Annotated in this window: 23 protein-coding genes; 7 read left to right on the top strand and 16 right to left on the bottom strand. The window is 69.8% G+C overall.

Going from position 1 to position 24,216, the window contains the following annotated elements; genetic code table 11:
• Positions 1–79 precede the first annotated feature (79 nt).
• Complete coding sequence (locus AB0F43_RS13220) at positions 80–793, top strand: GntR family transcriptional regulator (RefSeq protein WP_360474675.1); 714 nt, start codon at positions 80–82, stop codon at positions 791–793.
• Positions 790–1,782 carry a GDSL-type esterase/lipase family protein gene (locus tag AB0F43_RS13215; protein ID WP_360474672.1) on the top strand — a complete coding sequence of 331 codons (993 nt, stop codon included), beginning with the start codon at positions 790–792 and terminating at the stop codon, positions 1,780–1,782. The genes AB0F43_RS13220 and AB0F43_RS13215 overlap by 4 nt, the downstream gene beginning before the upstream one ends.
• 89 nt (positions 1,783–1,871) lie before the next feature.
• On the opposite strand, the gene AB0F43_RS13210 is transcribed toward AB0F43_RS13215, so the two are convergent.
• Positions 1,872–4,859, bottom strand: coding sequence for a glycine--tRNA ligase (locus tag AB0F43_RS13210; protein WP_360476775.1), 2,988 nt, complete (start codon positions 4,857–4,859; stop codon positions 1,872–1,874).
• A gap of 274 nt (positions 4,860–5,133) precedes the next feature.
• On the opposite strand from AB0F43_RS13210, the gene AB0F43_RS13205 reads away from it, so the two are divergent.
• Together AB0F43_RS13205 and AB0F43_RS13200 are read left to right on the top strand one after the other, a co-directional pair.
• Positions 5,134–6,108 (top strand): class I SAM-dependent methyltransferase, encoded by a 975-nt coding sequence (locus AB0F43_RS13205; RefSeq protein WP_360474669.1) that lies wholly within the window; start codon positions 5,134–5,136, stop codon positions 6,106–6,108.
• 40 nt (positions 6,109–6,148) lie between these two features.
• Complete coding sequence (locus AB0F43_RS13200; RefSeq protein WP_360474666.1) at positions 6,149–7,405, top strand: RNA polymerase sigma factor; 1,257 nt, start codon at positions 6,149–6,151, stop codon at positions 7,403–7,405.
• Positions 7,406–7,435: 30 nt separating this feature from the next.
• Here AB0F43_RS13200 and AB0F43_RS13195 read toward each other — a convergent pair whose 3' ends face one another.
• From AB0F43_RS13195 to AB0F43_RS13155, 9 genes are all read right to left on the bottom strand, one after another.
• Positions 7,436–7,630: a snapalysin family zinc-dependent metalloprotease gene (locus AB0F43_RS13195; protein WP_360474663.1), complete on the bottom strand. Its 195-nt coding sequence runs from the start codon at positions 7,628–7,630 to the stop codon at positions 7,436–7,438.
• A gap of 158 nt (positions 7,631–7,788) precedes the next feature.
• Complete coding sequence (locus AB0F43_RS13190) at positions 7,789–8,415, bottom strand: superoxide dismutase (protein ID WP_360474660.1); 627 nt, start codon at positions 8,413–8,415, stop codon at positions 7,789–7,791.
• Positions 8,416–8,655: 240 nt separating this feature from the next.
• The gene (locus tag AB0F43_RS13185; RefSeq protein WP_360474657.1) at positions 8,656–9,063 is read right to left on the bottom strand and encodes a hypothetical protein; all 408 of its coding nucleotides are present in this window, start codon (positions 9,061–9,063) and stop codon (positions 8,656–8,658) included.
• Complete coding sequence (locus tag AB0F43_RS13180) at positions 9,039–9,236, bottom strand: hypothetical protein (RefSeq protein ID WP_360474654.1); 198 nt, start codon at positions 9,234–9,236, stop codon at positions 9,039–9,041. The genes AB0F43_RS13185 and AB0F43_RS13180 overlap by 25 nt, the downstream gene beginning before the upstream one ends.
• A 226-nt stretch (positions 9,237–9,462) precedes the next feature.
• The gene (locus AB0F43_RS13175) at positions 9,463–9,840 is read right to left on the bottom strand and encodes a YciI family protein (RefSeq protein ID WP_360474651.1); all 378 of its coding nucleotides are present in this window, start codon (positions 9,838–9,840) and stop codon (positions 9,463–9,465) included.
• A gap of 145 nt (positions 9,841–9,985) precedes the next feature.
• Positions 9,986–11,542 carry an LCP family protein gene (locus AB0F43_RS13170; RefSeq protein ID WP_360474648.1) on the bottom strand — a complete coding sequence of 519 codons (1,557 nt, stop codon included), beginning with the start codon at positions 11,540–11,542 and terminating at the stop codon, positions 9,986–9,988.
• An 87-nt stretch (positions 11,543–11,629) separates the two neighbouring features.
• Entirely contained in the window at positions 11,630–12,304 is a 675-nt protein-coding gene (locus AB0F43_RS13165; RefSeq protein ID WP_360474646.1) for an SDR family oxidoreductase, read from the bottom strand.
• 117 nt (positions 12,305–12,421) lie between these two features.
• Positions 12,422–13,312, bottom strand: coding sequence for a hypothetical protein (locus tag AB0F43_RS13160; protein ID WP_360474643.1), 891 nt, complete (start codon positions 13,310–13,312; stop codon positions 12,422–12,424).
• A gap of 33 nt (positions 13,313–13,345) precedes the next feature.
• Complete coding sequence (locus AB0F43_RS13155; protein ID WP_360474640.1) at positions 13,346–14,257, bottom strand: GntR family transcriptional regulator; 912 nt, start codon at positions 14,255–14,257, stop codon at positions 13,346–13,348.
• 111 nt (positions 14,258–14,368) lie between these two features.
• Here AB0F43_RS13155 and AB0F43_RS13150 point away from each other — a divergent pair, with 111 nt between their 5' ends.
• Positions 14,369–15,562 (top strand): FAD-dependent monooxygenase, encoded by a 1,194-nt coding sequence (locus AB0F43_RS13150; RefSeq protein WP_360474637.1) that lies wholly within the window; start codon positions 14,369–14,371, stop codon positions 15,560–15,562.
• Here AB0F43_RS13150 and AB0F43_RS13145 read toward each other — a convergent pair whose 3' ends face one another.
• Positions 15,563–16,153: a TIGR03086 family metal-binding protein gene (locus tag AB0F43_RS13145; protein ID WP_360474634.1), complete on the bottom strand. Its 591-nt coding sequence runs from the start codon at positions 16,151–16,153 to the stop codon at positions 15,563–15,565.
• A gap of 117 nt (positions 16,154–16,270) precedes the next feature.
• Here AB0F43_RS13145 and AB0F43_RS13140 point away from each other — a divergent pair, with 117 nt between their 5' ends.
• Entirely contained in the window at positions 16,271–16,840 is a 570-nt protein-coding gene (locus tag AB0F43_RS13140) for an HhH-GPD-type base excision DNA repair protein (protein WP_360474631.1), read from the top strand.
• Here AB0F43_RS13140 and AB0F43_RS13135 read toward each other — a convergent pair whose 3' ends face one another.
• From AB0F43_RS13135 to AB0F43_RS13115, 5 genes are all read right to left on the bottom strand, one after another.
• Positions 16,841–18,928: an iron ABC transporter permease gene (locus AB0F43_RS13135; RefSeq protein ID WP_360476772.1), complete on the bottom strand. Its 2,088-nt coding sequence runs from the start codon at positions 18,926–18,928 to the stop codon at positions 16,841–16,843. It lies immediately after the preceding gene.
• Between the two features lie 5 nt (positions 18,929–18,933).
• Positions 18,934–19,905 carry an iron-siderophore ABC transporter substrate-binding protein gene (locus AB0F43_RS13130; protein ID WP_360474628.1) on the bottom strand — a complete coding sequence of 324 codons (972 nt, stop codon included), beginning with the start codon at positions 19,903–19,905 and terminating at the stop codon, positions 18,934–18,936.
• A 182-nt stretch (positions 19,906–20,087) separates the two neighbouring features.
• Positions 20,088–20,897, bottom strand: a complete 810-nt coding sequence (locus AB0F43_RS13125) for an ABC transporter ATP-binding protein (RefSeq protein ID WP_360474625.1) — start codon at positions 20,895–20,897, stop codon at positions 20,088–20,090.
• Between the two features lie 62 nt (positions 20,898–20,959).
• Positions 20,960–22,981: an NADPH-dependent 2,4-dienoyl-CoA reductase gene (locus AB0F43_RS13120; protein ID WP_360474622.1), complete on the bottom strand. Its 2,022-nt coding sequence runs from the start codon at positions 22,979–22,981 to the stop codon at positions 20,960–20,962.
• Between the two features lie 76 nt (positions 22,982–23,057).
• Positions 23,058–23,600 (bottom strand): PadR family transcriptional regulator, encoded by a 543-nt coding sequence (locus AB0F43_RS13115; protein WP_360474619.1) that lies wholly within the window; start codon positions 23,598–23,600, stop codon positions 23,058–23,060.
• Between the two features lie 129 nt (positions 23,601–23,729).
• Here AB0F43_RS13115 and AB0F43_RS13110 point away from each other — a divergent pair, with 129 nt between their 5' ends.
• Positions 23,730–24,215 (top strand): TrkA C-terminal domain-containing protein, encoded by a 486-nt coding sequence (locus tag AB0F43_RS13110; RefSeq protein WP_360474616.1) that lies wholly within the window; start codon positions 23,730–23,732, stop codon positions 24,213–24,215.
• Position 24,216 lies beyond the last annotated feature (1 nt).

Raw genomic sequence — 24,216 nt, 5'->3', positions numbered from 1 at the left:
CCGTCGAGCTGGATCGTCTCAAAGCCTGACCTGCGGGTATTATCTGCCGTAACTCTGTTATAACCGTGGAGGATCACCCGTGCCCGAGGCCAAGACGGCTACCAAGGCCGAGATCGCGTACGAGCTCGTGCGGGAGCAGTTGCTGCGCGGCGACCTCGTCCCCGGCGCGGTCATCCAGCAGGCCGCCCTGGCCCGCGAGCTCGGCATCAGTACGACGCCCCTGCGCGAAGCACTGCGCCGGTTGATGACCGAGGGCCTGGTCGAGCTGGACGCGCACCGGGACGCCCGCGTGACTCGGCTGACCGCGGAGGAAGCCCGGGACCTGATCGAGATCCGGCGCTCACTCGATCCGCTGGCGGCCGGGCTGGCTGCTGAGCGTCGTACCCGGCAAGACCTCGAGCTGATCCGGGCGACGGCGGACGAGTTGCTGCCGTTGCGGACCGACCCTGGGCCGGCCGAGTTGTCGACCCATCGGCGCTTCCATGTCGCCATCTACACCGCATCGCACAACCAGCTGCTCGTCCAGACCCTGGACGGGCTCTGGGACAAAGCGGACCGGTACCGCAGGCTTGCTCTCGAGGACGGCCGGACCGAGGAGGATCTGGACCGCACCCACGCCGAGCACCTCGCGTTGGTCGACGCGATCGCGGCCGGGGACTCCGAGACGGCCGCCGCGGTCATGCTCGCCCATGTCGACGCCAGCCTCGGGGCGCGGGCGGTCGCCCGCCTCACCTCCGCCGCCGCCCAACCCGTCGCCCGGTCACTCCGGGGCATTCGAGGAGGACGATCATGAGCGACGCGCTGTGGACCGGGTATCAGCACCGCGAGGTCGACGCGGACGGCTGGACGACGTACTGGCGGCTGGATCCACGCGGTCACGACTTCCGGCTGATCGACTGGACCGGCGACCCGGGTCGCCCCGGCCACCGGCTGTGGGAGCGCGCCGCGACGCCAGCCGGTGTCCGGGGCGCCTGGCGTACGGCGGCGACGTCGGTGAGCCTGGAGATCCGCGCGAGCCTGGGCATCTACACGGGGATCGGTCCGATGGACGTCCTGGTCGACGGCGAACTGCAGGAACGATGCGTGGTCCGCGACGGTGAGCAACGCGTGGTGGTCTCATTGCCGGGTCGTCCGGCCGAGGTCGAGATCTGGCTTCCGCACTCCGGCGTGATCGGCGTCCGGGGACTGAGCTTCGACGGCGAGGCCGAGCCGCTCGCGCCGACCGGGCCGCGGTGGGTCACGTACGGCAGCTCGGTCACCCAATGCACAGGTGCTGACGGGCCGTCCGAGACCTGGCCCGCTCTGGTGGCACGCAAGCACGGCTGGGATCTCGTCGCGCTCGGCTTCGCCGGCGAGTGCCACCTCGATCCGGTCGCGGCGCGCACGATCCGGGACCTGCCCGCGCGGCTGATCTCGCTGTGCCTCGGGATCAACGTGTACGGCGGTGAGACCTTCAGCGGTCGCACGTTGCCGGGCCAGGTCGACGCCTTCGTGTCGACCGTTCGCGAGGGCCATCCCCAGACACCGATCGTCGTGATCACCCCGCTCACCGCCCCGAACATCGAAGGCAAACCGAACGCGGTCGACCTGACGCTGGACGACGTACGCGCGTGTGTCGAGCTCGGCGCCCGGACGGACCCGGAGGTGCGGATCATCGACGGGCGCACCATCCTCACCGCGGACGAAGCCCGCGCGCTGTACGTCGACGACGTACACCCCGGGCCGGACGGCTACCGCCTGATCGGCGAGCGTCTGGCCGGCCAGCTCACCCTGGACGGCTGAGCGTCACGCGCGCGCCGCCGACCGGGACGGTGTCCACACCACCGTCCCCGCAGGTCAGCGCGCCCGCAACGAGCTGATCGTGAACGCCCTTACTCAGCCGGGCCGAGGCTGGTGCCGAGGGCTTGCCAGTCCAGGACCGGCGCGGCCAGAGCACTGATGGTTGCCAGCAGCCCCAGCCGGGCGGCGCGGACGTCCGGGTCCTCGGCCATCACCAGGATCTCGTCGAAGAACGTGGTGACCGGCTCGACCAGAACCGACGCGGCGGTGACGAAATCGGCCAGCCCGGTCGGCGCCTGGCCGACCTTCTGGACCGCCTCGTGCAGGACGACCTCGGCGGGCTCGGTCAGCTTGCCCGGGTCGTACGACGGCTCGGTCCCTTCCGGAACGATCCGGCGGACCCGCTGCAACACCGCGACCAGATCGGCGAAGTCGCCGCTGCCGACCAGCTGCTGCAGGGCCGCGAGCGTCTCGTCCGCGACCGCCGGAGCAGTTGCCAACGGCAACACCGCGGCCACCTGGTGATGGTCGTCACCGCGATCGATCAGCTGCTGCTCGTACCGCCGTACGGTGAACTCGACGACCTCCTCCAGCGACTCCGCCGGAACGTCGATGCCCTGGGCACCGATCTCCACGGCGGCGGCCCGCAGGCCGGTCGCGAGCGTGATCGCCTTCAGCGACGGGTGCTCACGCAGGATCGCGACCACCCCGGTCGCCGCCCGCCGCAGCGCGAACGGGTCGGAGCTACCGGTCGGCTTGGCGCCGATACCGAACAGGCCGGCCAGCAGGTCGAACCGGTCGGCCAGCGCGAGCAGCGCACCCGGCGTGGTCGACGGCACCGGATCGCCCGCGGACCGCGGCAACTCCATGTCGTAGAGCGCCTGGGCGACCGCCTCGGTCTCACCGGCACGGCGCGCGTACTCGCGGGCCATCGTGCCGGCCAGGCTGGTCAGCTCGACGACCATCTGCGACCCGAGATCGAACTTCGCCAGCTCGGCCGCCCGCCGCAGCGTGGTCAGGTCGTCGCCGTCCAGTTCCACGGTCGAGGCAAGACCGACAGCGATCCGGCCGATCCGGGCCGCCCGGTCGGCCATCGAGCCGAGCCGCTCTTCGAAGGCCAGCTTGTCCAGCTCGCTCTTCATCGTCTCGAGCGGCGTCTCCAGGTCGGCCCGCCAGAAGAACGCGGCGTCCTCGTAGCGCGCCCGCAGCACGCCCTCGTTGCCGCCGCGGACCACGTCGTCATCCACGGAACCGTTGGCGACGGCAACGAAGTGCGGGAGCAGGTTGCCCTCCGCATCACGGACGGGGAGGTAGCGCTGGTGTTTGCGCATCACCGTGGTGAGGATCTCGCCCGGCAGCGTCAGGTAGTCGGCGGAGAACTCGCCCAAGATCGCGGTCGGCTCCTCGACCAGGTTGACGATCTGGTCGATCAAGGCCGACTCGCCCTCGACGTCGATCGTGCCGCCGACAGTTGCGGCGAGCTCCTGCGCCGCGGCCACGATCTGCTCGCGACGCTTCGCGGGGTCGGCCTCGATGCCGTGGATCCGGAGCAGGTCCAGGTACCCCTCGGCCGCCGCGATCTCGACCTGCGGCTGGGCGGCGGTCCGGTGCACGCGCGTCGTCCGCCCGGCCGCCAGGGTGGACACCGACACCGGCACCACCTGGTCGCCGAGCAGCGCGACCAGCCAGCGGACCGGCCGGGTGAACGACAGCTTGGCGTCGTTCCACCGCATGTTCTTGTCCGACCGCAGCCCGCTGACGATCTCACTCAGTACGCCGCTCAGCACCTCGGCCGCACCACGTCCCGGGTCGGGCTTGGTCACCGCGACGTACTCGACGCCGTCGACATCGAGGTCGTGCAGCTCGCTGACGTCGACACCCTGGCCGCGGGCGAATCCGGCGGCCGCCTTGGTGACGTTGCCGTCGGCGTCGTACGCGGCCGACTTCCGCGGACCACGCACCACCCGCTGCGCGTCCGGCTCGCCCGCCTGGACACCGGCGACGAAGGCGACCACGCGCCGGGGCGTGGCGTACACGGTGATGTCGCCGTGGCTGAGGCGGGTCGCGGCCAGCTTCTCGGTCAGGGCCGCCTTGACGGCCGCCGCGGTCTTGGTCACCTCCGACGGCGGCATCTCCTCGGTGCCGATCTCGAACGTCAGCTGCCGGGTCCCGGTGCTGGCCGGGAACTCGGTCGGCGCCGGCGCCGCCGCAGGCAGCTCGGCGATCCCCAACGGGTGCTCGAGCTCGGTACGGCGCTCGGCCCACAGCTGAGCCACCTCGCGGGCGAGCGACCGCATCCGGCCGAAGGCCTTGGCGCGTTCCGTCGTACTCACCGCGCCGCGGGAGTCGAGCACGTTGAAGGTGTGCGAGCAGCGCAGCACGTAGACGTGCGCCGGGACCGGGAGACGCGCATCGAGCATCCGGCGGGCCTCGTTCGCGTACTCCTCGAAGAGCCGCCGCTGACCATCGACATCGGCGTCGTCGAGGTAGTACCGGCTCATCTCGTACTCGGCCTGGCCGAACGCCTCGCCGTACGAGATGCCGGGCGCGTAGGCGATGTCCTTGAAGTGCGAGACCCCTTGCAGCGCCATCATGATCCGCTCGATGCCGTAGGTGATCTCCACCGACACCGGGTCCAGCGTCATCCCGCCGGCCTGCTGGAAGTAGGTGAACTGGGTGATCTCGAGGCCGTCCAGCCAGACCTCCCAGCCGAGACCCCAGGAACCGGTGGCCGGATTGGCCCAGTTGTCCTCGACGAACCGGACGTCGTGCGCGTGGATGTCGATGCCGAGCGCGGTCAGGCTGTCCAGGAACAGCTCCTGCGGGTTGCCCGGGTCCGGCTTGAGCACCACCTGGAACTGGGTGTGCGTCTGCAGCCGGTTCGGGTTCTCGCCGTACCGGCTGTCGTCGGGCCGGACACTCGGCTCGACGTACGCGACCCGCCACGGCTCGGGACCGAGCACCCGCAGGATGGTCGCCGGGTTCAGCGTTCCGGCGCCGACCTCGGTGTTGAACGGCTGCACGACCATGCACCCGCGGTCGGTCCAGTACTTCGTCAGCGCCAGCAGCGCGTCCTGCATGGTGAGCACAACAAACCTCGAGCCATCTTCGGAGGGGGTTTCAGCACCCGAAGTCTATTCGCCCCGACCGCCCGCCACGCCCGGGCCACGATCTGTGCCCACCCGCACCCCCAGCAACCGTTTGATTCACCCCGCCTGACTTACAGTGTGCGGGTGACTTCGCCCAGACATGCGGCTGTTGTTCGCTAGTTGATCCGTCCGCTCCCCGGCGCCGTACCGGCCTCCGGGTGAGCCGCGCTGCCCTCATCTGAAATCCTCACGGCAGGGACGACTCATGCATGTCATCACAGTGGACGACTCCATCTCCGCGGATCGGGCGCTGCGCCTGATCGAACGCGGATCCGCACTCCTGTGGGAGGGCGACTTCCACAACGGCAAACAGCTGCTGGCGGCGCTCGGGCGACGGCTGCCGGCCGTGCACGGCGGCAGTTTCCAGGACCAGCGCCGCATGCAGGCCCGGCGGACACAGGTGCTCAATTCGTTGTTGATAGCAACTTCCGACCACACCGTCTCGTTGCGCCGGGCACCGGACGTCCGGCAGGCGTGCCTGGAGGCCTACGGACCACCCGCGGGCGATCGGCTGGTGCCGTTGCGCGAACTGCTCGGCGTGATCGGCGCACACCAGCTCCGGCAGCAAGGCATCGAGATTCCCGCCCTCGGTGGCCGGATCCACCCGCACTATGGCGTCTTCGCGCCGACTCGGTCCGAGTACGTCGATCTCGTCGCGAGCTGCCCGCTGCCGCCGGCGGCTGTTGCCTTCGACATCGGGACGGGAACCGGTGTCCTCGCCGCGCTGCTCGCCCATCGCGGCATTCCGCAGGTCATCGCCACCGACAACAGCAGCCGGGCGGTGGAGTGTGCTCGCGAGAACGTACGGCGGTTGGGTCTCGACGTCGAGGTGATCGAGACGGACCTGTTTCCGCCGGGGCGAGCCGATCTGATCGTCTGCAACCCCCCGTGGATCCCGGCCCGTCCGATCACCCTGCTGGACCACGCGGTGTACGACGAGGACAGCCGGATGCTGCGCTCGTTCATCGCCGGCGTGCGCGACCACCTCAACCCGGGTGGCGAGACCTGGTTGATTCTCTCGGACCTGGCCGAACACTTCGGCCTGCGGTCGCGCTCCGAGCTGCTCGGCTGGTTCGCGGACGCAGGTCTGCGGGAGGCTGGCCGGCTGGACGCCGTACCCGGGCATCGGAGCGCCCGGAAGCAGGAGGTGTCGAGTCTTTGGCGGCTGCGGGCCGGGTAAGGCGGTTGCCGTTCAGGCTGGGGTGTTGTTCTATCGGCGGGTGACGGTTATCGAGGCGCAGGGGGCGGTCGACGCGGTCTGGCGGATCGAGTCGGCGCGGATCATCGCCGGGGTGGCGCGGATCGTCCGGGACGTCGGGCTGGCCGAGGAGCTGGCCCAGGACGCGCTGGTGGCGGCGCTCGAGCAGTGGCCGGAGTCCGGCGTACCGAACAATCCGGGCGCCTGGCTGATGGCGATCGCCAAGCGCCGGGCGATCGACCTGATCCGGCGCAAGGAGACGTACCAGCGCAAGCTCGCCGAGCTGGGCCACGAGCTGGAGATCGACGGCGACAGTGTCGAGGACGACGTCGAGGCAATCCTCGAGGACCACATCGAGGACGACCTGCTCCGGCTCGTGTTCACCGCCTGCCACCCGGTGCTCACCATGGACGCCCGGGTCACCCTCACGCTTCGGCTGCTCGGCGGCCTGAAGACCGACGAGATCGCCCGCGCGTTCCTCGCTCCGGAGTCGACGATCGCCCAGCGGATCGTCCGGGCCAAGCGCAACCTGGCCAAGGCGGGTGTCGAGTTCGAGGTACCGGCCGGCGACGATCTGCTCGAGCGGCTCACGTCCGTGCTCGAGGTCGTCTACCTGATCTACAACGAGGGTTACTCCGCGACAGCCGGCGACGACTGGATGCGACCGGCGCTCTGCAACGAGGCGATGCGACTCGGCCGGCTCCTGGCCGAGCTGATGCCCGGCGAGCCCGAGGTCCACGGCCTGCTGGCCCTGATGGAGCTGCAGGCCTCTCGGGCGAACGCCCGGATCGGGCCCGACGGCGAACCCGTCCTGCTGCTCGACCAGGACCGCCGCCGCTGGGACCGCCTGCTGATCAGCCGCGGCCTCGAGGGACTCGACCGCGGCTTCGCCCTCGGCAAACCGCCCGGCCCGTACCTGCTCCAGGCCGCTATCGCCGCCTGCCACGCCCGCGCGGCCGACCCCGAGGACACCGACTGGGCCCGGATCGCCGGCCTGTACGCCGTCCTCGCGCAGGTCACCCCGTCACCGGTGGTCGAGCTCAACCAGGCGGTCGCGATCTCGATGGCGTTCGGCCCGGAGCGCGGACTCGAGGCTGTCGACGCGCTCGCCGACGAGCCGTCGCTGAAGGACTACCACCTGCTCCCGAGTGTGCGCGGCGACCTCCTGTTCAAACTCGGCCGGCTCGACGAGGCCCGAGCCGAGTTCGAGAAGGCCGCCGCGCTCACCCGCAACGAACGCGAACGAGCCCTGCTGCTCGAACGCGCCGCCGCCTGCTGACGGGTCAGCTCCTGCCGTTCCGCTGATGGCTCAGCTCTTGCCGTTCCGCCAGAGGTAGTTCACCCGGGACCGCTCGGCGGAGTTCGGGTAGGCGTTCGTACAGGACGGGCCGGGACCGCCGCGCCAAACCAGCGGGTCCGGTCCTGCCGACCGGGGAGAGTTTTGCGCCCGATCCGGGGCAAAACCCTCCCCGATCCAGCGGACCCACGCCCACAGCGAACGCATCCGACAGACACGACCCCCAGCCCCACGGACCCAGTACCAGTCGGCCACCCGCGCCAAGGCTGCGCCCGCCCGGGACCCCACCGGGACCCCGGACGTCGGGCTGACGAACGCGAGGGGCGCCCGGACCACCTGGTCCGGGCGCCCCTCGCGTCGTTGGGTCAGCTACCGGCGATCAGCGCGCCGGCGCCGGCGCGGGCCGCGTCGAAGCGGGCCTGCGCGTCGGCCCAGTTCACCACGTTCCACCAGGCCTTGACGTAGTCGGGCTTCACGTTCTTGTACTGCAGGTAGAACGCGTGCTCCCACATGTCCAGCATCACGATCGGGATCTGCCCGGCCGGCAGGTTGCCCTGCTGGTCGTACAGCTGGTGAATCAGCAGCCGGCCCTGCAGCGCATCCCAGCCCAGGATGGCCCAGCCGGACCCCTGGATGGTGGTCGCCGACGCGGTGAAGTGCGCCTGGAACGCGTCGAACGACCCGAACGCATCCTGCAGCGCGGCACCCAGCTCGCCGTCCGGCTTGTCGCCGCCGTCCGGCGACAGGTTCTTCCAGAAGATCGAGTGGTTGACGTGCCCGCCGAGGTTGAAGGCGAGCGACTTCTCCAGCCCGACGATGGCGCCGAAGTCACCCTTCTCGCGGGCCGCGGCCAGCTTCTCCAGGGTGTCGTTCAGGCCGTTCACGTAGGTCTGGTGGTGCTTGGAGTGGTGCAGCTCCATGATCTCACCGGCGATGCTCGGCGCCAGTGCGCCGTAGTCGTAGGGGAGGTCGGGAAGCGTGTACGTGGTCAACTCTGCTCCTTCGTCGGGGCCCGCGGGGGCCGATATCTCCGATGTCCTGTTTCAGCGGCACCAGCTTGAAACTTCAACCACGGTTGAGGTCAAGGCGCCACGCGGTCCAAGTTGCAGCTCTCAAGGCCCGGCCGGCACCTCCGACCATGTGCCCGGTCCAGGCCCGCTCAACGCAGGCCCACACCGGTCACCCCCAGCTTCACATACTCCGCCCGCGGAGCCACGGGCGAGTCTCATCTGTCACAGAACTTCGCGCAGTACGACGGCAAACGGCGTGGGGTCCGCCGCCGCGAAGCCGATGTGATCACCGGGGAACCGGGTCGGCTCGATCCCGAGCCCGGCCGCCAGCGCGGTCGTCGTCCGCTCGCACAGCTGGCCGGCCGACTCCGCGCCGATCCCGGCCACGATGCGGACACCGCCGTACCGCAGGCTGCTCAGATCCGGCCGCCAGCGGACCGACGCCCGCAGCTCGTGCTCGAACCAGAACCGCTCGTCGGCGACCACCCGCGGATCCCGCTCCCCGCCGAACATCGCCTCGAGTACGCCGTCCGGCACCTGGATGTTCGCCAGCGCGAAGAACTGCCGCCAGGCGCCGATCACGTCACCGGCCAGGTAGTCGGCGATCATCCGCTCGGTTGCGGCCAGCAACTCCTCGCCGTCGTCGCCAGCAGGTCAGCCAGCGGCGCGAACGAGTCGGCGTCCATCGGCGCACCGACCAGCACCACTAACGGCCCGCTGCCCCGCACTTCGTAGTACAGCTCCGCCTCAGGCACCGTCAGGGTAAGGCCGGGCGCCGAGTTCGCGGTCGTGCTGCTGATCATGATGTTCTCCTTCGACGAGTCGTTGGAACCACCACGAACGACAACCCGCGAAATGGACACCGACCACGACCTCCCCCGCGTCGAGTGAAGCCGCGATGCTCAGCGAACCCCGGCGTCGAGTGAAGCCACCGTGCCGAGTGAAGGCAGTTGGACGTCAGTAGGCCCCTGGTGACGACACGCCTCTTACACTCGACACAGTGGCTTCGCTCGCGGGATGCGGCCGGAGTCAGTCCTTGTAGAGGTCCGAGTTGGGGTCGAAGTCGGCTTCTTCGACCACTCGGCGGACCTCGACTTCGCTGCCGAGCGCTTCGGCGAGCCGGGCGGCCCATTCGACGGCCTCGTCGCGGTTGCGGACCTCGACGACGATGACGCCGCCGATCAGTTCCTTGGTCTCGGCGAACGGGCCGTCGGTGACGGTGCGCTTGCCGCCCTCGACCTTCACCCGGGCGCCGTGCTTGCTGCGGTGCACACCTTCGGCGAACAGCAGTACGCCGGCCTTCGACAGGTCCTCCACGACCTGGCCGACCGCGGTGGCCACCTCGTCGGACGGGAACTTCCCGGCTTCGCTGTCCGCGTCCGCCTTGTTGATGATCATGTATCGCATCGCAGTGGTTCTCCTCGTCGTGTCGGTCGATCACTTACTCTCACGTCGACCGGCCCACCACCAGATCGACACCCGCCCCGAAAACGAATTTCAGCGGCCCGCGCGCAAGGTCAGGTCTTCCATCACACGCGGATGCCCCAGTCGACTAGTTCGGCTGGTCGCCGTTCGGGTGGTAGGCGCAGGCGTCTTCGAGGTCCTGGGTAGGGGCCGGAGTCGCCGGCGTGACCGGCTTGCGGGTGGTGGGTTTCGTCGTCTGCGGGGTCGTCGGCGTGGCCGGGGCTGTGGTCGCCGGGGGCGCCGGCTGCTCGAGGGCCTTCTCGACCGTTTCGCGGAGAGCGTCGTAGTCCGGGTGCAGGTACTTCAGCCGGAGCTTGGCGGCGTCGAGGGTGACGTTGGAGACGGTGCCCGACTTCACCCGGAATGCGAGCTGGACCAGCGCGGGCAGCAGCTCCTGCGGGATGTCGGTGCGGAGCAGCTGCTGACCGGCCTGGGCGATCGCTTTGTACTTGGTCACCAGGGTCCGCGGGTCGGCCGCGTCGACGATGCCCTTGATCGCGCAGCGCTGGCGGGTCTGGCGCTGGTCGTCGTCGGCGCCGTACCGGCCGCGGGCGAACCAGAGCGCGTGCCGTCCGTCGAGGTGCTGGTTCGGGCCCGGTTCGATCCACTCGCTCGGCGGAATGTGGGAGCTGCTCACCCCACCCATCGCGACCCGCTCGTTGACGTTGACGGTGATCCCGCCGAGCGCGTCGACGAGCTTCGCGAACCCTTGCAGGTTGACCTGCAGGTAGTAGTCGAGTTTCAGCCCGATCGCCTCGCCGACGGACTGCTTCAGCACGTCGGCGCCCTCGTTGTCGGACGGGCCGAGGATGCCGGGGTGCGCGGCCGGGATGTTCTGGTACATCGCGGTCAGCATCCACTCCAGCCGGCCCTCCAGGCTGAGCCCTTCCTTGCCGTAGCCGTTCGGGTAGATCTTGTGCAGCGGCGAGTCCTTCGGGAACGGCATGAAAGTCAGCTGCCGCGGCATCGAGACCAATGCGGTGTCGCCGGTCCTGGTGTCGATACTCGCCACGATCACCGTGTCGGTCCGCACCCCCGGCCGGCTCGGCGCGTCGTCGCCGCCGAGCAGCAGCAGGTTGAGCCGCGGCTTGTCCTCCCACGGGTCCTTCGTGTTCACCACCGACGGCCGGGTCGCGCTCCTGCCCTCGCCCTGCGCGACGAACACGTCCTGGACCAGGTCACGCTGCGCCAGCACACTCTGGACGCCGATCGCCGCCGGCGCCGCGATCGCGAAGCACAGGACGCCGACCAGCAGCGCCCCGGCGGCCCGGCCACCCGCCCCACCTGTTGCCGGACGCAACGAACGGTGTGAGGCGACGATCACCACGATCCAGACGACCGCGAGCGTCCCGATCGCCACCGAGGTGATCAGCAGCCGGCTCGGTACGACGGCTGCCGCGAGCACCTCCTCGCGCCGGGTCAGACCGACGTACACGCCGATCGCGAGCAGGCCGAGGGCGACGGTCAGGATGAAGGCTCCGAGCCGGCGGCGCCCGCCGGCGATGAGACCGAGCCCGGGGAGCACGGCGCCGAGGAGCGTCAGACCGAGCAGCTTGGGCACCGACCGCGGCCGACTCTCGGCCGGCTCGGCTTCAGGCAGCTCGGGACCCTCCGTGGCGCGCGTCGCGCGTGAGCGTTTCCCCATGGCTCCCCTGTCGCCGGCCCCAGAACCAGTGTGGGTCAAGTACCCGCACCTTCGCCTCTTCAGACGTGTTACAGGGTCAATCGGTTGTCATACGGGCAGGTGAGTGCCCGAAAAGCCGGGCGTCTCGACCAGGGTTCGCACCACCACGGCGATCCGGGACGGCGGGGTCCACCTGCTGGTGTCGGCCTTCGGCATGGCGGCCCGGTTGGCCGGGGTGTCGATGGTGCCGGGCAGGATGGTGTTCACCCGAATGCCGTCAGCGGCGTACTCCGCGTGCAGGGCATCGGCGAACGCGATCACCCCCGCCTTCGCGGTGATGTATCCAGCCGCCCCGGAGAACGGTCGCAGCGCCGCACCACTCGACGTACAAACGATTGCTCCGCCACCGCCGGCGAGCAGGTGTGGCAGCACGGCCTGCGTGATGAGGTACGTCGGACGCAGGTTCAGCCGGAGCAGGCTCTCGAAGTCCTCGATCGGGGTTTCGTGCACTCGCGAGCCCGCCGCGAATCCGCCGACCAGGTTGACCAGTGCAGTCAGTGGTGCGGTCTCGTCCGCGGTGGCGAGCGCGACGACATCCGCCGTACCGGCCGGGTCGAACGGGTCGGCGATCACCGGGTTCAGCGCCGGATCGGTGCCGAGCCGGGCCAGCGACTCCTCGGTCCGTCCGGGGACGACGACCCGCCACCCGGCCCCCAGGAACTCCCCCGTCACCGCCGCACCCAACGCCCCGGTGCCCCCGGCAACGACCACCGTGGAGCTCATCGACGTCCTCGCTTCGCTCCGGGCGCCGATGCGGCGCGAAATCGACAGGGCTTGAAGATGAACTCGCTTCGCTCGTTCATGGTCGGAGCTTAATCAAGCGCGTCAAGCCGGCGCAGGCTACGGCGAGCTGCCCGAGTCCGGGAGGGCGAGGGTGCGGCCGGCGTCGCGGGCGGCGTTGATGCTGCGGGTGAGGGTGTCGCGCAACGCGGTCGCTTCGTCGGCGAAGCTCTGGACGACCGAGGTGTCACCGGCGGGCTCGGTGCGGGCGAGGAGTTCGATGTAGCGGTCGCCGTCTTCGAGGGCGGCCTCGGCCCGGAGCGCGGCATCGGCAGAGCGAACCCGGTCGGCGTAGCGCTCGAGCAGGTCCACCTTGCGTTTGATCGCGTCCACCGAGAGGGCGAGCGCCCGGCGTTGCGGTCCGAGCACGGCTTCGAGCTCGGCCGTCGCCATCCCCTTCGCGACTTCGCGCTGACGAGCCCGCAGGACGGTCTGCTCGCGCAGCACCTGGCCGATGTCCCAGAGCTGTTCGGGCAGGACCAGCTCGTTCTTCACGTCGTCCAGCATCCCGCGCCGGGTGACTGTTGCCTCAAGCACCGTTTTCACCGCGCGCTGGGCGCGGCCCAGCAATCGGCCGGCCTCGTCGTCGAAGTCGTCCGGGAGCAGGTACTTCCCGTGCTGCAGCCGGACCGCCTTGTGACCGCGATCCTCCGCTGCGGACTTGGCCACGACGCCGACGGTGGCGACGGCGGCGATCCCGGCCAGCACCACCGCGGACCAGGCGGCGACCTCGGCCGGCAGCGTCGCGGCCATGATGATCAGCGCCAGGATCCAGCCGCCGACACAGACCGCGAGCCAGACCAGCAACGTGCCGAACGTGTTCCCCGGTGCGACCGACCAGGCCGTCTCCCGCTTCGGCTTCGGCTGCCCGGCCGGGACGAACAGCTCGGGCCTGCTCGTGTACAACCGCCGTACGCCGTCCGGAACGTCGGGTGCGAACACCGGCTCCATCGGCACCTCCACGGCTGTCGACCCTGTCGACACTCAGCGTAGCCGGGTGAGTTTCTTTTCGAGGCCGTCCAGGAGCAGTTCGAGACCGAACTCGAACAGTCGGTCCAGGTCGTAATCGAAGTCGAAACCGGGCTGGAACACCGCCCGGAAACCGGCCAGATCCTCCAGGCTGATCATGGTGGCGATCGGACCGACGTGCTGGTCGGCCCATTCGTCGGCGGTCATCCCGGTGTCCTGCTCGGCCCGCACCTCGGCCTCCATCGCCAGCGCGATGCCACGGACATAGGCGAACACGGTGATCGCGGTGTCGAGCGCCGTACTGCCATCAAGGCCGAACGGGCCCAGCGCGCGCAGGACGGCGTCCGTGTGCGGCAGCAGGTTGGGGAGCGCCTGGGGACGGCTGAGACTGACCGCGCTCGCCAGCCAGAGATGCCGCCGGTACGCCGCCCACTGCAGCCGGGCCGCGGTCTCGATCCCCGCCCGCCAACTCTTCGGGGCTTTGGCCGGGAGGGGGAATTCCCCGATCGCCCGGTCGACCATCTGCAGCACCAGCGCGTCCTTGCCGCCGACGTACCGGTACAGCGCCATCGTCGACACCCCGAGGTCGGCCGCGACCCGCCGCATCGACAAGGCCGCCAGCCCCTCGCCATCCGCGATCGCGATCGCGACCCGCACCACTTCGTCCCGGTTGAGATCACGCGAAGGACCGCGAGACTGCGTCAGCGATGTCTGCGGCGATCCGACCACTGTGCCGACTCCGGGCCGGGCCTGCACCAGCCCCTGCTGCTGAAGCACCTGAAGCGCTTTCGTGGCCGTCGCCATCGCAACACCGAACTCCTTGACCATCGTCCGGGTGGACGGCACCCGGTCCCCGGGCCGCAGCTCGCCCGCCTCGATCCGGCGCCGGATCTCGCCCGCGATCGCCAGGTACGGCGCTTCAACCATCAGACCTCCTGCACTAGTGCGCTTCAGCCCTGCGCTGGACCGCTCCACCGAGTGCACCGCACGGTGTACGCGTACAACGTACGCGCACTAGCTCAGTGAGAGGAAGCCACCATGACGAAGACCGTTCTGATCTCCGGCGGCGGGATCGCCGGACCGGCGCTGGCCTACTGGCTGCGGCGGCACGGGTTCGCCCCGACGATCGTCGAGATCGCGCCCGCGCCACGACCCGGCGGCCAGACCGTCGACCTCCGCGGGATCTCCAAGGTGGTGGTCGAGCGGATGGGCTTGATGCCGGCGGTCAAGCGGGCTCAACTGCACGAGCGCGGCCTGGCCTACGTTCGGGCAAACGGCCGCACGGCGGTCGCGATGCCGGCCGAACTGCTCGACGGCGCCGGCCCGGTCGCCGACATCGAGATCCTCCGCGGCGACCTGGCCGGGATCCTGCACGACGCGACCGCCGGCGACATCGAGTACCTGTACGGCGACTCGATCGACGCGCTGGACCAGGACACGAGTGGCGTGCAGGTCGCCTTCACCAGCGGGGCGCGGCGGCGGTTCGACCTGGTGGTCGGGGCGGACGGGGTGCACTCGCGGGTCCGCGGACTGGCCTTCGGTCCCGAGGAGCAGTTCGTCCAGCACCTCGGCGGCTACACGTCGTACTTCACCGTCGAGGCACCCGAACCGCTCGACCACTGGATGAAGATCCACTCCGCGCCCGGCGGCCGCTGGGTCGGGCTCCGGCCGGACCACGACGAGCGGTACGCGAAGGCGTTGTTGAGCTTCCGCTCCGCCGCGTTCAGCTACGACCGGCGCGACGTCGACGCCCAGAAGGCATTGCTCACCCAGCGCTTCGCCGGGCTCGGCTGGCACACCGGCCACATCCTCGCCGCGCTGCGCGACGCGGACGACTTCTACTTCGACAGCACGAGCAAGGTCGTCGTACCGGACTGGTCGCGCGGCCGGGTCGTGCTCGTCGGTGACGCCGGGTACTGCGGCTCGCCACTGGCCGGCCACGGGACCGCGCTGTCGCTGGTCGGCGCGTACGTCCTGGCCGGTGAGCTCGCCGCCGCGGAAGGCGATCACGTCCGGGCCTTCCCGGCGTACCAGGCGCGGATGCAGGCGTACGTCGAGCAGCGGATGGAGCTCCCGCCCGGCGGGATCACGATGGCGATGCCGATGACGTCGGCGGGCATCTGGTTCCGCAACACCTCGACCCGGCTGATGATGTCGCCACTGTTCGCCGGCCTCCTCGCCAAGCTGGCGGCCGCGGCTCCGGACCGGATCGAACTGGACGACACGGCCTAATCAGTCCAGCGGGGAGACCCAGTCGGGGTTGCGGCCGAGGAGGCCGAGTAACTGGTCGAAGTCGGACGCGCCGCCGGGGATCTTGACGCTGCGCTCGAACGCGGCGCCAGGGCCCCGGACCGCGTCGGTGTCCGGGATCTTGCGGGCCAGCGCGAACGCCCGCTCGACCAGGTCCGGCGGCGGCTCGTACGGAATGTCGATGGCCTTGGCCAGGTCCCAGGCGTGCACCAGGCAGAAGAGCTGGTGGAAGGTCAGCGCGACGCGGCGCGGGAACGAGCCGAACTCGCTGACCTCGACGAGGCGGTCGAGCGCGCCCCCGTCGGCGAACGCCTCCGCGACGTGCACGTTGGACCGCCGGTAGGCACCGGCCGGATTGTCGCCGAGCCGGGCACTGGTCCAGGCCCGTCCTGGCGCCGAGCCGTTGATCGCAGCCTGGGCGAAACCCTCGTTGGCACTGACGATGTGGCGGAGCAGACCGCGCACGGTCCAGTCGGGGCAGGGAGTCGGGAACCACAGGTGCTCGGGGCGCACCTGCATCACCACCTCCCCGAGTACCGCACCGGCCCTACGATCCAGATCCCGGATATCCATCCGTGCTCCTCCCGTCGGGTGCCCTCGCTGAGCATAGGACGCTTTGCGCGGTTTCGGCATAGACCATCCCGAGCACAAGGGACCTACCCGCGACACGGCCCGTGAGATGATGCGGTGATGGGCTTCCAGATTGCCAACCAGCCGGACGCCGACCGTGTCCTCGACGAGTACCCGTTCGCCGTCGTACTCGGGATGATGCTGGATCAGCAGTACGGGATGGAGCACGCCTTCCGGGGCGGTTGGAAGGTGCTCAGCCGGTTCGGCACCCTCGATCCGGCGGCGATCGCGGCCGCCGATCCAGAAGAGTTCAAGGAGCTGTGCTCCCAGCCGCCGGCGATCCATCGGTTCCCCGGTTCGATGGCTGCCCGCTTGCAGGAGCTGGCCGCGTTGGTCGAGTCCAGGTACGACGGTGACGTGACGCGGCTGTGGACCGAGCCGACGACCGGCAAGGAGCTGCTCAAGCGCGTGCAGGAGCTTCCCGGCTTCGGCAAGCAGAAGGCTCAGATCTTCGTCGCGCTGCTGGCCAAGCAGCTCGGCGTCCGGCCGGAGGGCTGGGAGGCTGTCGCGGGAGACTACGCGCTCGACGGCTACCGGTCGGTTGCGGATGTCATCGACGCGGATTCGCTGATGAAGGTCCGCGAGTTCAAGCAGCAGAAGAAGGCAGCCGCAAAAGCTTCCGCGGGCTGATCAGCGGTTCGGGACCCGGGTCCGCCAGAGCAGGTAGACGAAGTACGGCGCGCCGATCAGGGCGGTGAGCAGGCCCGCCGGGATCTGTGCAGGGGCCAGCAGCGTGCGGCCGAGGCTGTCCGCGACGCTGACCAGGATCGCGCCGAGCAACGCGGCGACGGGCAGGATCCGGGCGTGCCGCCCGCCGACCAGAGCCCGGGCCGCGTGGGGGGCGACCAGCCCGACGAAGCCGACCACACCGATCGCGGAGACGGCCGCCGCGGTCAGCAACGCCGCGCACAGCAACGCGGTCAACCGGGTGCGCTCGAGCCGTGCGCCGAGGATCCGCGGTACGTCGTCGTCCAGCGCCAGCAGATCGAGTTCGCGCCGGGTGTGGACGATCAGCGGCGTGAGCACCAGCAGCGCGATCGCGACCGGCGCGACCTGAGGCAACGTCCGCCCGTACGTGCTGCCGGACAGCCACGTCATCGCCATGCTGAGGTTCCACGGATCGGTGGCGACGATCAGCAGCGTGATGATCGCGGTCGCACCGGACGACACCCCCACACCGATGAGAACCAGCCGATCCGAACTGAGACCGCCCCGCCACGACACCAGGTAGACCACCATGAACGTCCCCAGCGCGCCCACCGCGGCGACCCCCGACAACAACCAGATACTTGCTGAGGGCAACAGTACCAGTGTGATCACCGCGCCGACCCCGGCGCCGCCGGTGATCCCGAGGATCCCCGGTTCGGCCAATGGGTTGCGGCACACCGCCTGGACCGTCGTACCCGCGATCGCGAGGGCCGCGCCACACAGCACGGCGGACACCACCCGCGGGAACCGCTGATCGAGCACGTAGGTGATGGCCCGGCCCGACCGCCCGGTGATCCAGTTCACGACGTCGCCGGTCCGCAGGAACGCGTCACCGGCCAGCATCGCCAGGAGGCCGACAATGACCAGCAGTACGACGAGCACACCCGTGACGATCCAGAACGTCCGCCGGCTGCGGAAACCCGAACTCGCCCCACCCGGCGTCCGGCTCGGTCCCGAGTCGCGATATCGTCGCGCCAGCCACACCAGCACGGCCGCACCGACCATCATCGTCATCACACCGGTCGGGATCTCCACGCCGGCCTGACCGCCGAGCGCGGCCCGGAGTACGACGTCCGCACAGAGAACGACCAGTACGCCGGCCAGCCCGCTCAACGGAAGCAGTACGCGATGCCGCAGCAACCCAGGCACCAGCGGAGCGATCAGTCGCACCAGCACCGGTGCGACCAGCCCGACGAACCCGACCGGGCCGGCGACCGTGACCGCGGCGGCCGACAACGACACCGTGACCAGAGTGATCAGCACCCGCACCCGTCGTACGTGAACTCCCAGCACCGACGCGGTGTCGTCGCCGAGGGCCAGGATGTCCAGTTTCGGTGCCAACAGCAACGATGCGACGATGCCTACAACCACGACCGGGGTCATTTGGGTGATCGCGGTCAGGTCCGTTTGAACCAGCGTGCCCGCTCCCCAGGCGAACGTCCCCACCGTCTCCTCCCGGTAGAGCAGCAGGAGCAGCGTCGTGACCCCGGCCAACGCCATCGCAACCGCCGAGCCGGCCAGGATCAGCCGGGTCGGCCCGGACGAGCCGCCGGCCGACAACGCGAGCACCAGGGCGGCGGCCGCCAGCCCGCCGAGGAAGGCGACTCCCCCGGCGGGCAGCACCGGCAACGAAACCCCGAACGCGGCCACGACCACGACCGCGAGATACGCCCCGGCGTTGACCCCCAACGTGTCCGGCGAGGCGAGTGGGTTCCGTGCCAGCGATTGCAGGCCGGCGCCGGCGAAGCCGAGCGCCACCCCGACCAGGACGCCGGCGAGCAGCCGGGGCAACCGGGACGCGATGAGCACGTTCGCCGAGTTGTCCGTGCCCTGCCCGGCCAGCAACCGGAGCAGGTCACCGGCGTTGACCGACGACGTGCCCTGGGTGAGGTGCACGGCAGCCAGCAGTACGACGGCGGCGACGGCGATGACGAACACGCTCGCCACCCGCAACCGCCGTACCGGCTGCAGAGCCTCGGGGACCTGGACATCAGGTCCCGGGGCGGTCACCTGGGTCAAGAGGTGACTGCCTGGACGGCCGCGTCGATGAACTGCTCGGTGGACTTGGGGCCGCCGAACATCCAGATGCCGTCCGGCAGCCGGTGCACGTCGTTGCTCTTCACGAACGGCAGGTTCTTCCAGATCGCGTTCTTGGCCAGGTCGCCGCCGAACACGTCACCGCCGTCGGCGTTGTTGGCGATGTAGAGGAAGTTGCCGTCCTTCAGCTTGGTCAGTCCCTCGAGGTCCGTCTGGGCCAGGCCGTAGTCCTTGTCACCGGCGCCGGTCCAGCCGTTCTTCAGCCCCAGCTCGGTGGCGACCGCGCCGAGCAGCGAACCGGTGGTGTACATCCGGATCGAGATCGTGCTGCCCTGCTTCCACCCGTCGGACATGGTGAAGGTCTCGCCGGCCTTGCCCGCGTCGGCGATCTTCTGCTTGCCCTCGGCAAGCGCCTTGTCGAAGTCGGCGTTCAGCTGCTTGGCCTGGTCCGCCTTGCCGACCGCGGCGCCGATCAGCTCGAGGTTGGTCTTCATCTGCGCGATCGGCTTGGTCGCGTCCGAACCGCGGATCACCAGCACCGGTGCGATCTTCTCGAACTGGGCGATCGAGTTCGCCGACTCGTCGGTGGTGGTGATGACCAGGTCGGGGCTGAGCGCGGCGATCGCGTCGACGCTGGACTCGCCACGGGTGCCGACGTCCTTGACCGACGGGTCCAGCTTCTCGGCGGTGACCCAGTTGCCGTATCCCTTGGTGTCGGCGGCACCGACCGGCTTCACGCCGAGGGTGACGAGGCTCTCGATCGCGTTCCACTCGAGCGCGACGACTTTGGTCGCGGGCGCCTTCAGGGCGATCTTCTTGCCCCGCGCGTCGGTGACCGACACCGGCTGGGCGGTGGTCTGCGCCCCGGCGTCGGTGGTGGCGGGTTCGCTCGTCCCGCAGGCCGTCAGCGCGAACAGGGCAGCGGCGAGCAGGGCGGTGGTTCTCTTCATCAGTTGACCTCAGATGGTTGTGACGCGGCTGGGCGTGTGTGATGGTCCAGCGCCGTAGCAAGCAGGTGCTCGGTGCGGTAGCTCGGCGCGCTGGAGTAAAGGCCTCGATGTGGTTCCATCGTGGCCTTTGCTCCAGTGCGGCGAGATGCCGTGCCGAGTGCCGCGCAGTAGGCGGGGGACCATCACACACGCCCTCTTAGGTGTGTGCCGATCGGGCGGGTGGAGACGAAACCGGTGGCAGGGTCGGTGCCGACCTCGATCCGGATGCCGTAGGTCTCGGTCAGCGCGTCCGCCTCGAGCACCTCCTCCGGCGTACCGGTCGCACGAACCCGCCCCTGATCGAGCAGTGCGATCCGGTCCGCGACCGCCGCGGCCTGGTTCAGGTCGTGCAGTACGACGCCGACCGCGACCCCGTGGGAGTCGGCGAGCTCACGCATCAGGTCGAGGATCTCGATCTGGTAGCGCAGATCCAGGAACGTGGTCGGTTCGTCGAGCAGCAGGACGCCGGTGTCCTGCGCCAGACAGGTCGCGAGCCACACGCGCTGCAGCTCGCCACCGGACAGCTCGTCGACCGAACGCTGCGCCATCGCGGTCACCCCGGTGACCGCCATCGCGTGGTCGATGGCCCGCTGACCGTCCGGGTCGTCGGCCCGCCAGCGCCCGCGATGCGGGTGCCGGCCGTACCCGACGACCTCGCGCACGCTCACACCGTTGGGAGTCGGCCGCGACTGCGACAGCAGGGTGACCTTGCGGGCGAACTCCTTCGCGGACAGGTCGAGCGCGTTCACGCCGTCCGGGAAGGTGATCCGGCCGCCATCGGGCTGGTGCAGGCGTGCCAGGGCACGCAGCAGCGTCGACTTCCCGCTGCCGTTCGGACCGACCAGCGCGGTGACACTGGCCGCCTCGATCCGCAGCGACGCGTCGTCGACCACTCGCTTGCCGTGATAGCCGAGACGCAGGTCGTCCCCAGCCAGCCCCACCTTCTCCCGCATGGAGGAGAGGATAGCCTTACCTTAATTGAGCTGTCAGCTTCGCTCTCTGTCCGTGGACAGCCTCAGAGAGTGAGAGTCAGCCGGGTGGCTTGGTCGATCGCTCGTTTGGCGTCGAGCTCGGCGGCGATGTCCGCGCCACCGATCACGTGGACCGGGCGCCCGGCGTCGCGCAGCGCGTCGGCGAGGTCGCGAACCGACTCCTGACCGGCGCAGACGACGATGTTCTCGACGTCCAGAACGCGGGGGTTCTCGCGTTGCGGCCCGAAGGTCAGGTGCAGGCCGTCGTCATCGATGCACTCGTAGTTGACGCCGCGGAGTTGCTCGACCTGCTTGTTCTTCAAGGCCGCACGGTGAACCCACCCGGTCGTCTTGCCGAGGCCGGCGCCGATCTTCCCGGCCTTGCGTTGCAGGAGGTAGACCTGCCGTGGCAACGGCTCAGGTCGCGGCTTGGTGAGCGCGCCGGGCGCCGAAGTCGGATCGGTCACACCCCACTCCGCTTTCCACGCCTCCAGGTCGAGAGCAGGCGATGCCTCGGTGGTGAGGAACTCGCTGACGTCCACGCCGATCCCACCCGCTCCGATCACCGCGACGGTGGCGCCGACCGGCTTGCGGTCGCGGACGACGTCGACGTACGACAGGACCTTCGGGTGGTCGATGCCGGGGATGGCCGGGACGCGCGGGACGACGCCGGTGGCCAGGACGATCTCGTCGAAGCCGGTCAGGTCCTCGACGGTCGCGCGGCGGCCGAGGTGGAGTCTGACGCCGGTCAGGTCGAGCCGGCGCCGGTAGTACCGGATCGTCTCGGCGAACTCCTCCTTGCCGGGAATCCGCTGGGCGATCCCGAACTGGCCGCCGATCTCGTCGGCGGCCTCGAACAGCTCCACCGAGTGGCCGCGCTCGGCCGCCGTCACCGCCGCGGCCAGCCCGGCCGGTCCGGCCCCGACGACCGCGATGTTCTTGGTACGACGGGTCGGCAGCAGCTGGAGCTCGGTCTCGCGGGCCGCCCTCGGGTTGACCATGCAGCTCGCCTTCCGCTTGGCGAAGACATGGTCCAGACACGCCTGGTTGCAGGCGATACAGACGTTGATCTCGTCGGCCCGGCCGGTGGTTGCCTTCAGCACCCAGTCCGGGTCGGCCAGGAACGGCCGGGCCATGCTGACCAGGTCGGCGTCGCCGCGCGCCAGCACTTCCTCGGCGACCTGCGGCAGGTTGATCCGGTTCGAGGTGACGACCGGGATGTCGACATGTGGCTTGAACGCGGCGGTCACGCCGGTGAACGCCGCGCGCGGCACCGAGGTCACGATGGTCGGAACCCGGGCCTCGTGCCAGCCGATGCCGGTGTTGATGATCGACGCGCCGGCCGCCTCGATCTCCTTGCCCAGCGCAACCACCTCGTCCCAGGTCTGACCGCCTTCGACCAGGTCCGCCATCGACAGCCGGTAGATGATGACGAAATCGTCGCCGACGCGTTCGCGGGTGCGCCGGACGATCTCGACCGCCAGCCGGCGCCGGTTCTCCGGGCTGCCGCCCCAGCGATCGGTCCGCTGGTTGGTGCGCTCGGACAGGAACTGGTTGATGAAGTACCCCTCGGATCCCATGATCTCGACGCCGTCGTACCCGGCCTCCCGGGCCAGCGCCGCGCAGTCGACGTACGCCTTGAGCTGCCGGCGGACGCCGCGGTCGGTCAGGGCGCGCGGCTTGAACGGGTTGATCGGGGCTTTGATCGCCGAGGCGGAGACGCTGAACGGGTGGTACGCGTAGCGCCCGGCGTGCAGGATCTGCAGCGCGATCCGGCCGCCCTCGGCGTGCACCGCGTCGGTGACGATCCGGTGCCGACGGGCCTGCCGGCGACTGGTCAGCGTGGAACCGAACGGGGTGAGCCGGCCGGTCCGGTTCGGCGCGTAGCCGCCGGTCACCATCAGGCCGACACCGCCGCGCGCCCGCTCGGCGAAGTACGCGGCGAGCTTCGGCAGATCCTTCCCCCGGTCCTCCAGCCCGGTGTGCATCGACCCCATGATCACCCGGTTCGGCAGCACCACATGCCCGAGATCCAGAGGCTCGAGCAGGTGCGGGTAGCTGTTCATCCACGTCCTCGCTTCGCTCCGGGCGCGGATGAGACACGAGGCGCGCTGTGTTTGATGATGAACTCGCTACGCTCGTTCATGAATGGTCCTTCCGGAGGGCGTCGATCACTTCGTCACACCAGTCCACAAAGGACTCCTCCGCCCGGATGCCGCCGCGGAGGACGAGGTACTGGTGCAGGTCCCGGCCGCGCAGCGTGGCCGGCTTCGGGAAGTCTCTTCTCTGGATGCCGCGATAGACCTCGAGGCGGGTGGCGTGCTCGGCCCGGTGCCGCTCGACCTCTTTCAGGACGACGCCCGGATCACCGAGCGACGCACCACGCAGCTTCACGCCCAGGCCGTCCCGCAGTACGGCGGGATCCTCCGGCTCGGCCAGCCACCGGGTGAGCTCCGCCCTGCCCGCCGCGGACACCCGGTACACCTTCTTGTCCGGGCGGCCGTCCTGCGCGATCTCGGTGTGCCGGACCCAGCCGGCCTCGTCCATCCGGCGCAGCACCCGGTAGATCTGCTGATGGGTGGCCGGCCAGAAATACCCGATCGACCGGTCGAACCGCCGGGCCAGCTCGTAACCGGAGCCGGCCCGCTCGGTCAGCGAGACGAGGATCGCGTGTTCCAGGGCCATGCCCCGCAGCCTATCTATGCAACGCGTTGCACTGCACCTGATTGCAGCCTGGATCACAGGTCAGCGCCGGACATGCCGTCGAATTTGGGATAATGGTTGCAGACGCCAGCTATTGCGGATCGAGGAATCATGGACCAGCAGGCCCACCCGACCAGGACGACGTTGCCCGGCATCGGTACCCGGTACGACCTGACCACCGACGGCGGTAAGCACGTCTCGGTGGTGGTGCACAACGACGGACGGCGGTTCCTCGGCTTCCACGATCCCGATGACGACGACAACTGCAAGGACTCCGTCCCGCTGGATCCGGGCGAGGCGGCCGCCCTCGCCCAGTTGCTGTTCCCGGCGCAGATCGACCCGGTCCACGGCGAGATCGAGATCGACCTGGTCACCGAGCACATCCTGGTCACGGCCAAGTCGCCGTACTCCGGTCGCACGCTCGGCGACACGCAGGCCCGCAGCCGGACCGGTGCGTCCATCGTCGCGGTCCTGCGGCGGACCGGTGCGACCCCGTCACCCACACCGGACTTCCGGTTCGCGACCGGCGACACCCTCGTCGTCGTCGGCACCCGCGAGGGCGTCGACGCTGTCTACGACCTGATCGCGGGCGGGTGAC

Source organism: Kribbella sp. NPDC023972 (assembly GCF_040639075.1).
Lineage (GTDB): Bacteria > Actinomycetota > Actinomycetes > Propionibacteriales > Kribbellaceae > Kribbella.
The sequence above is the reverse complement of the archived record's forward strand: the minus strand, read 5'-3'. Positions and strand labels throughout refer to the sequence as shown.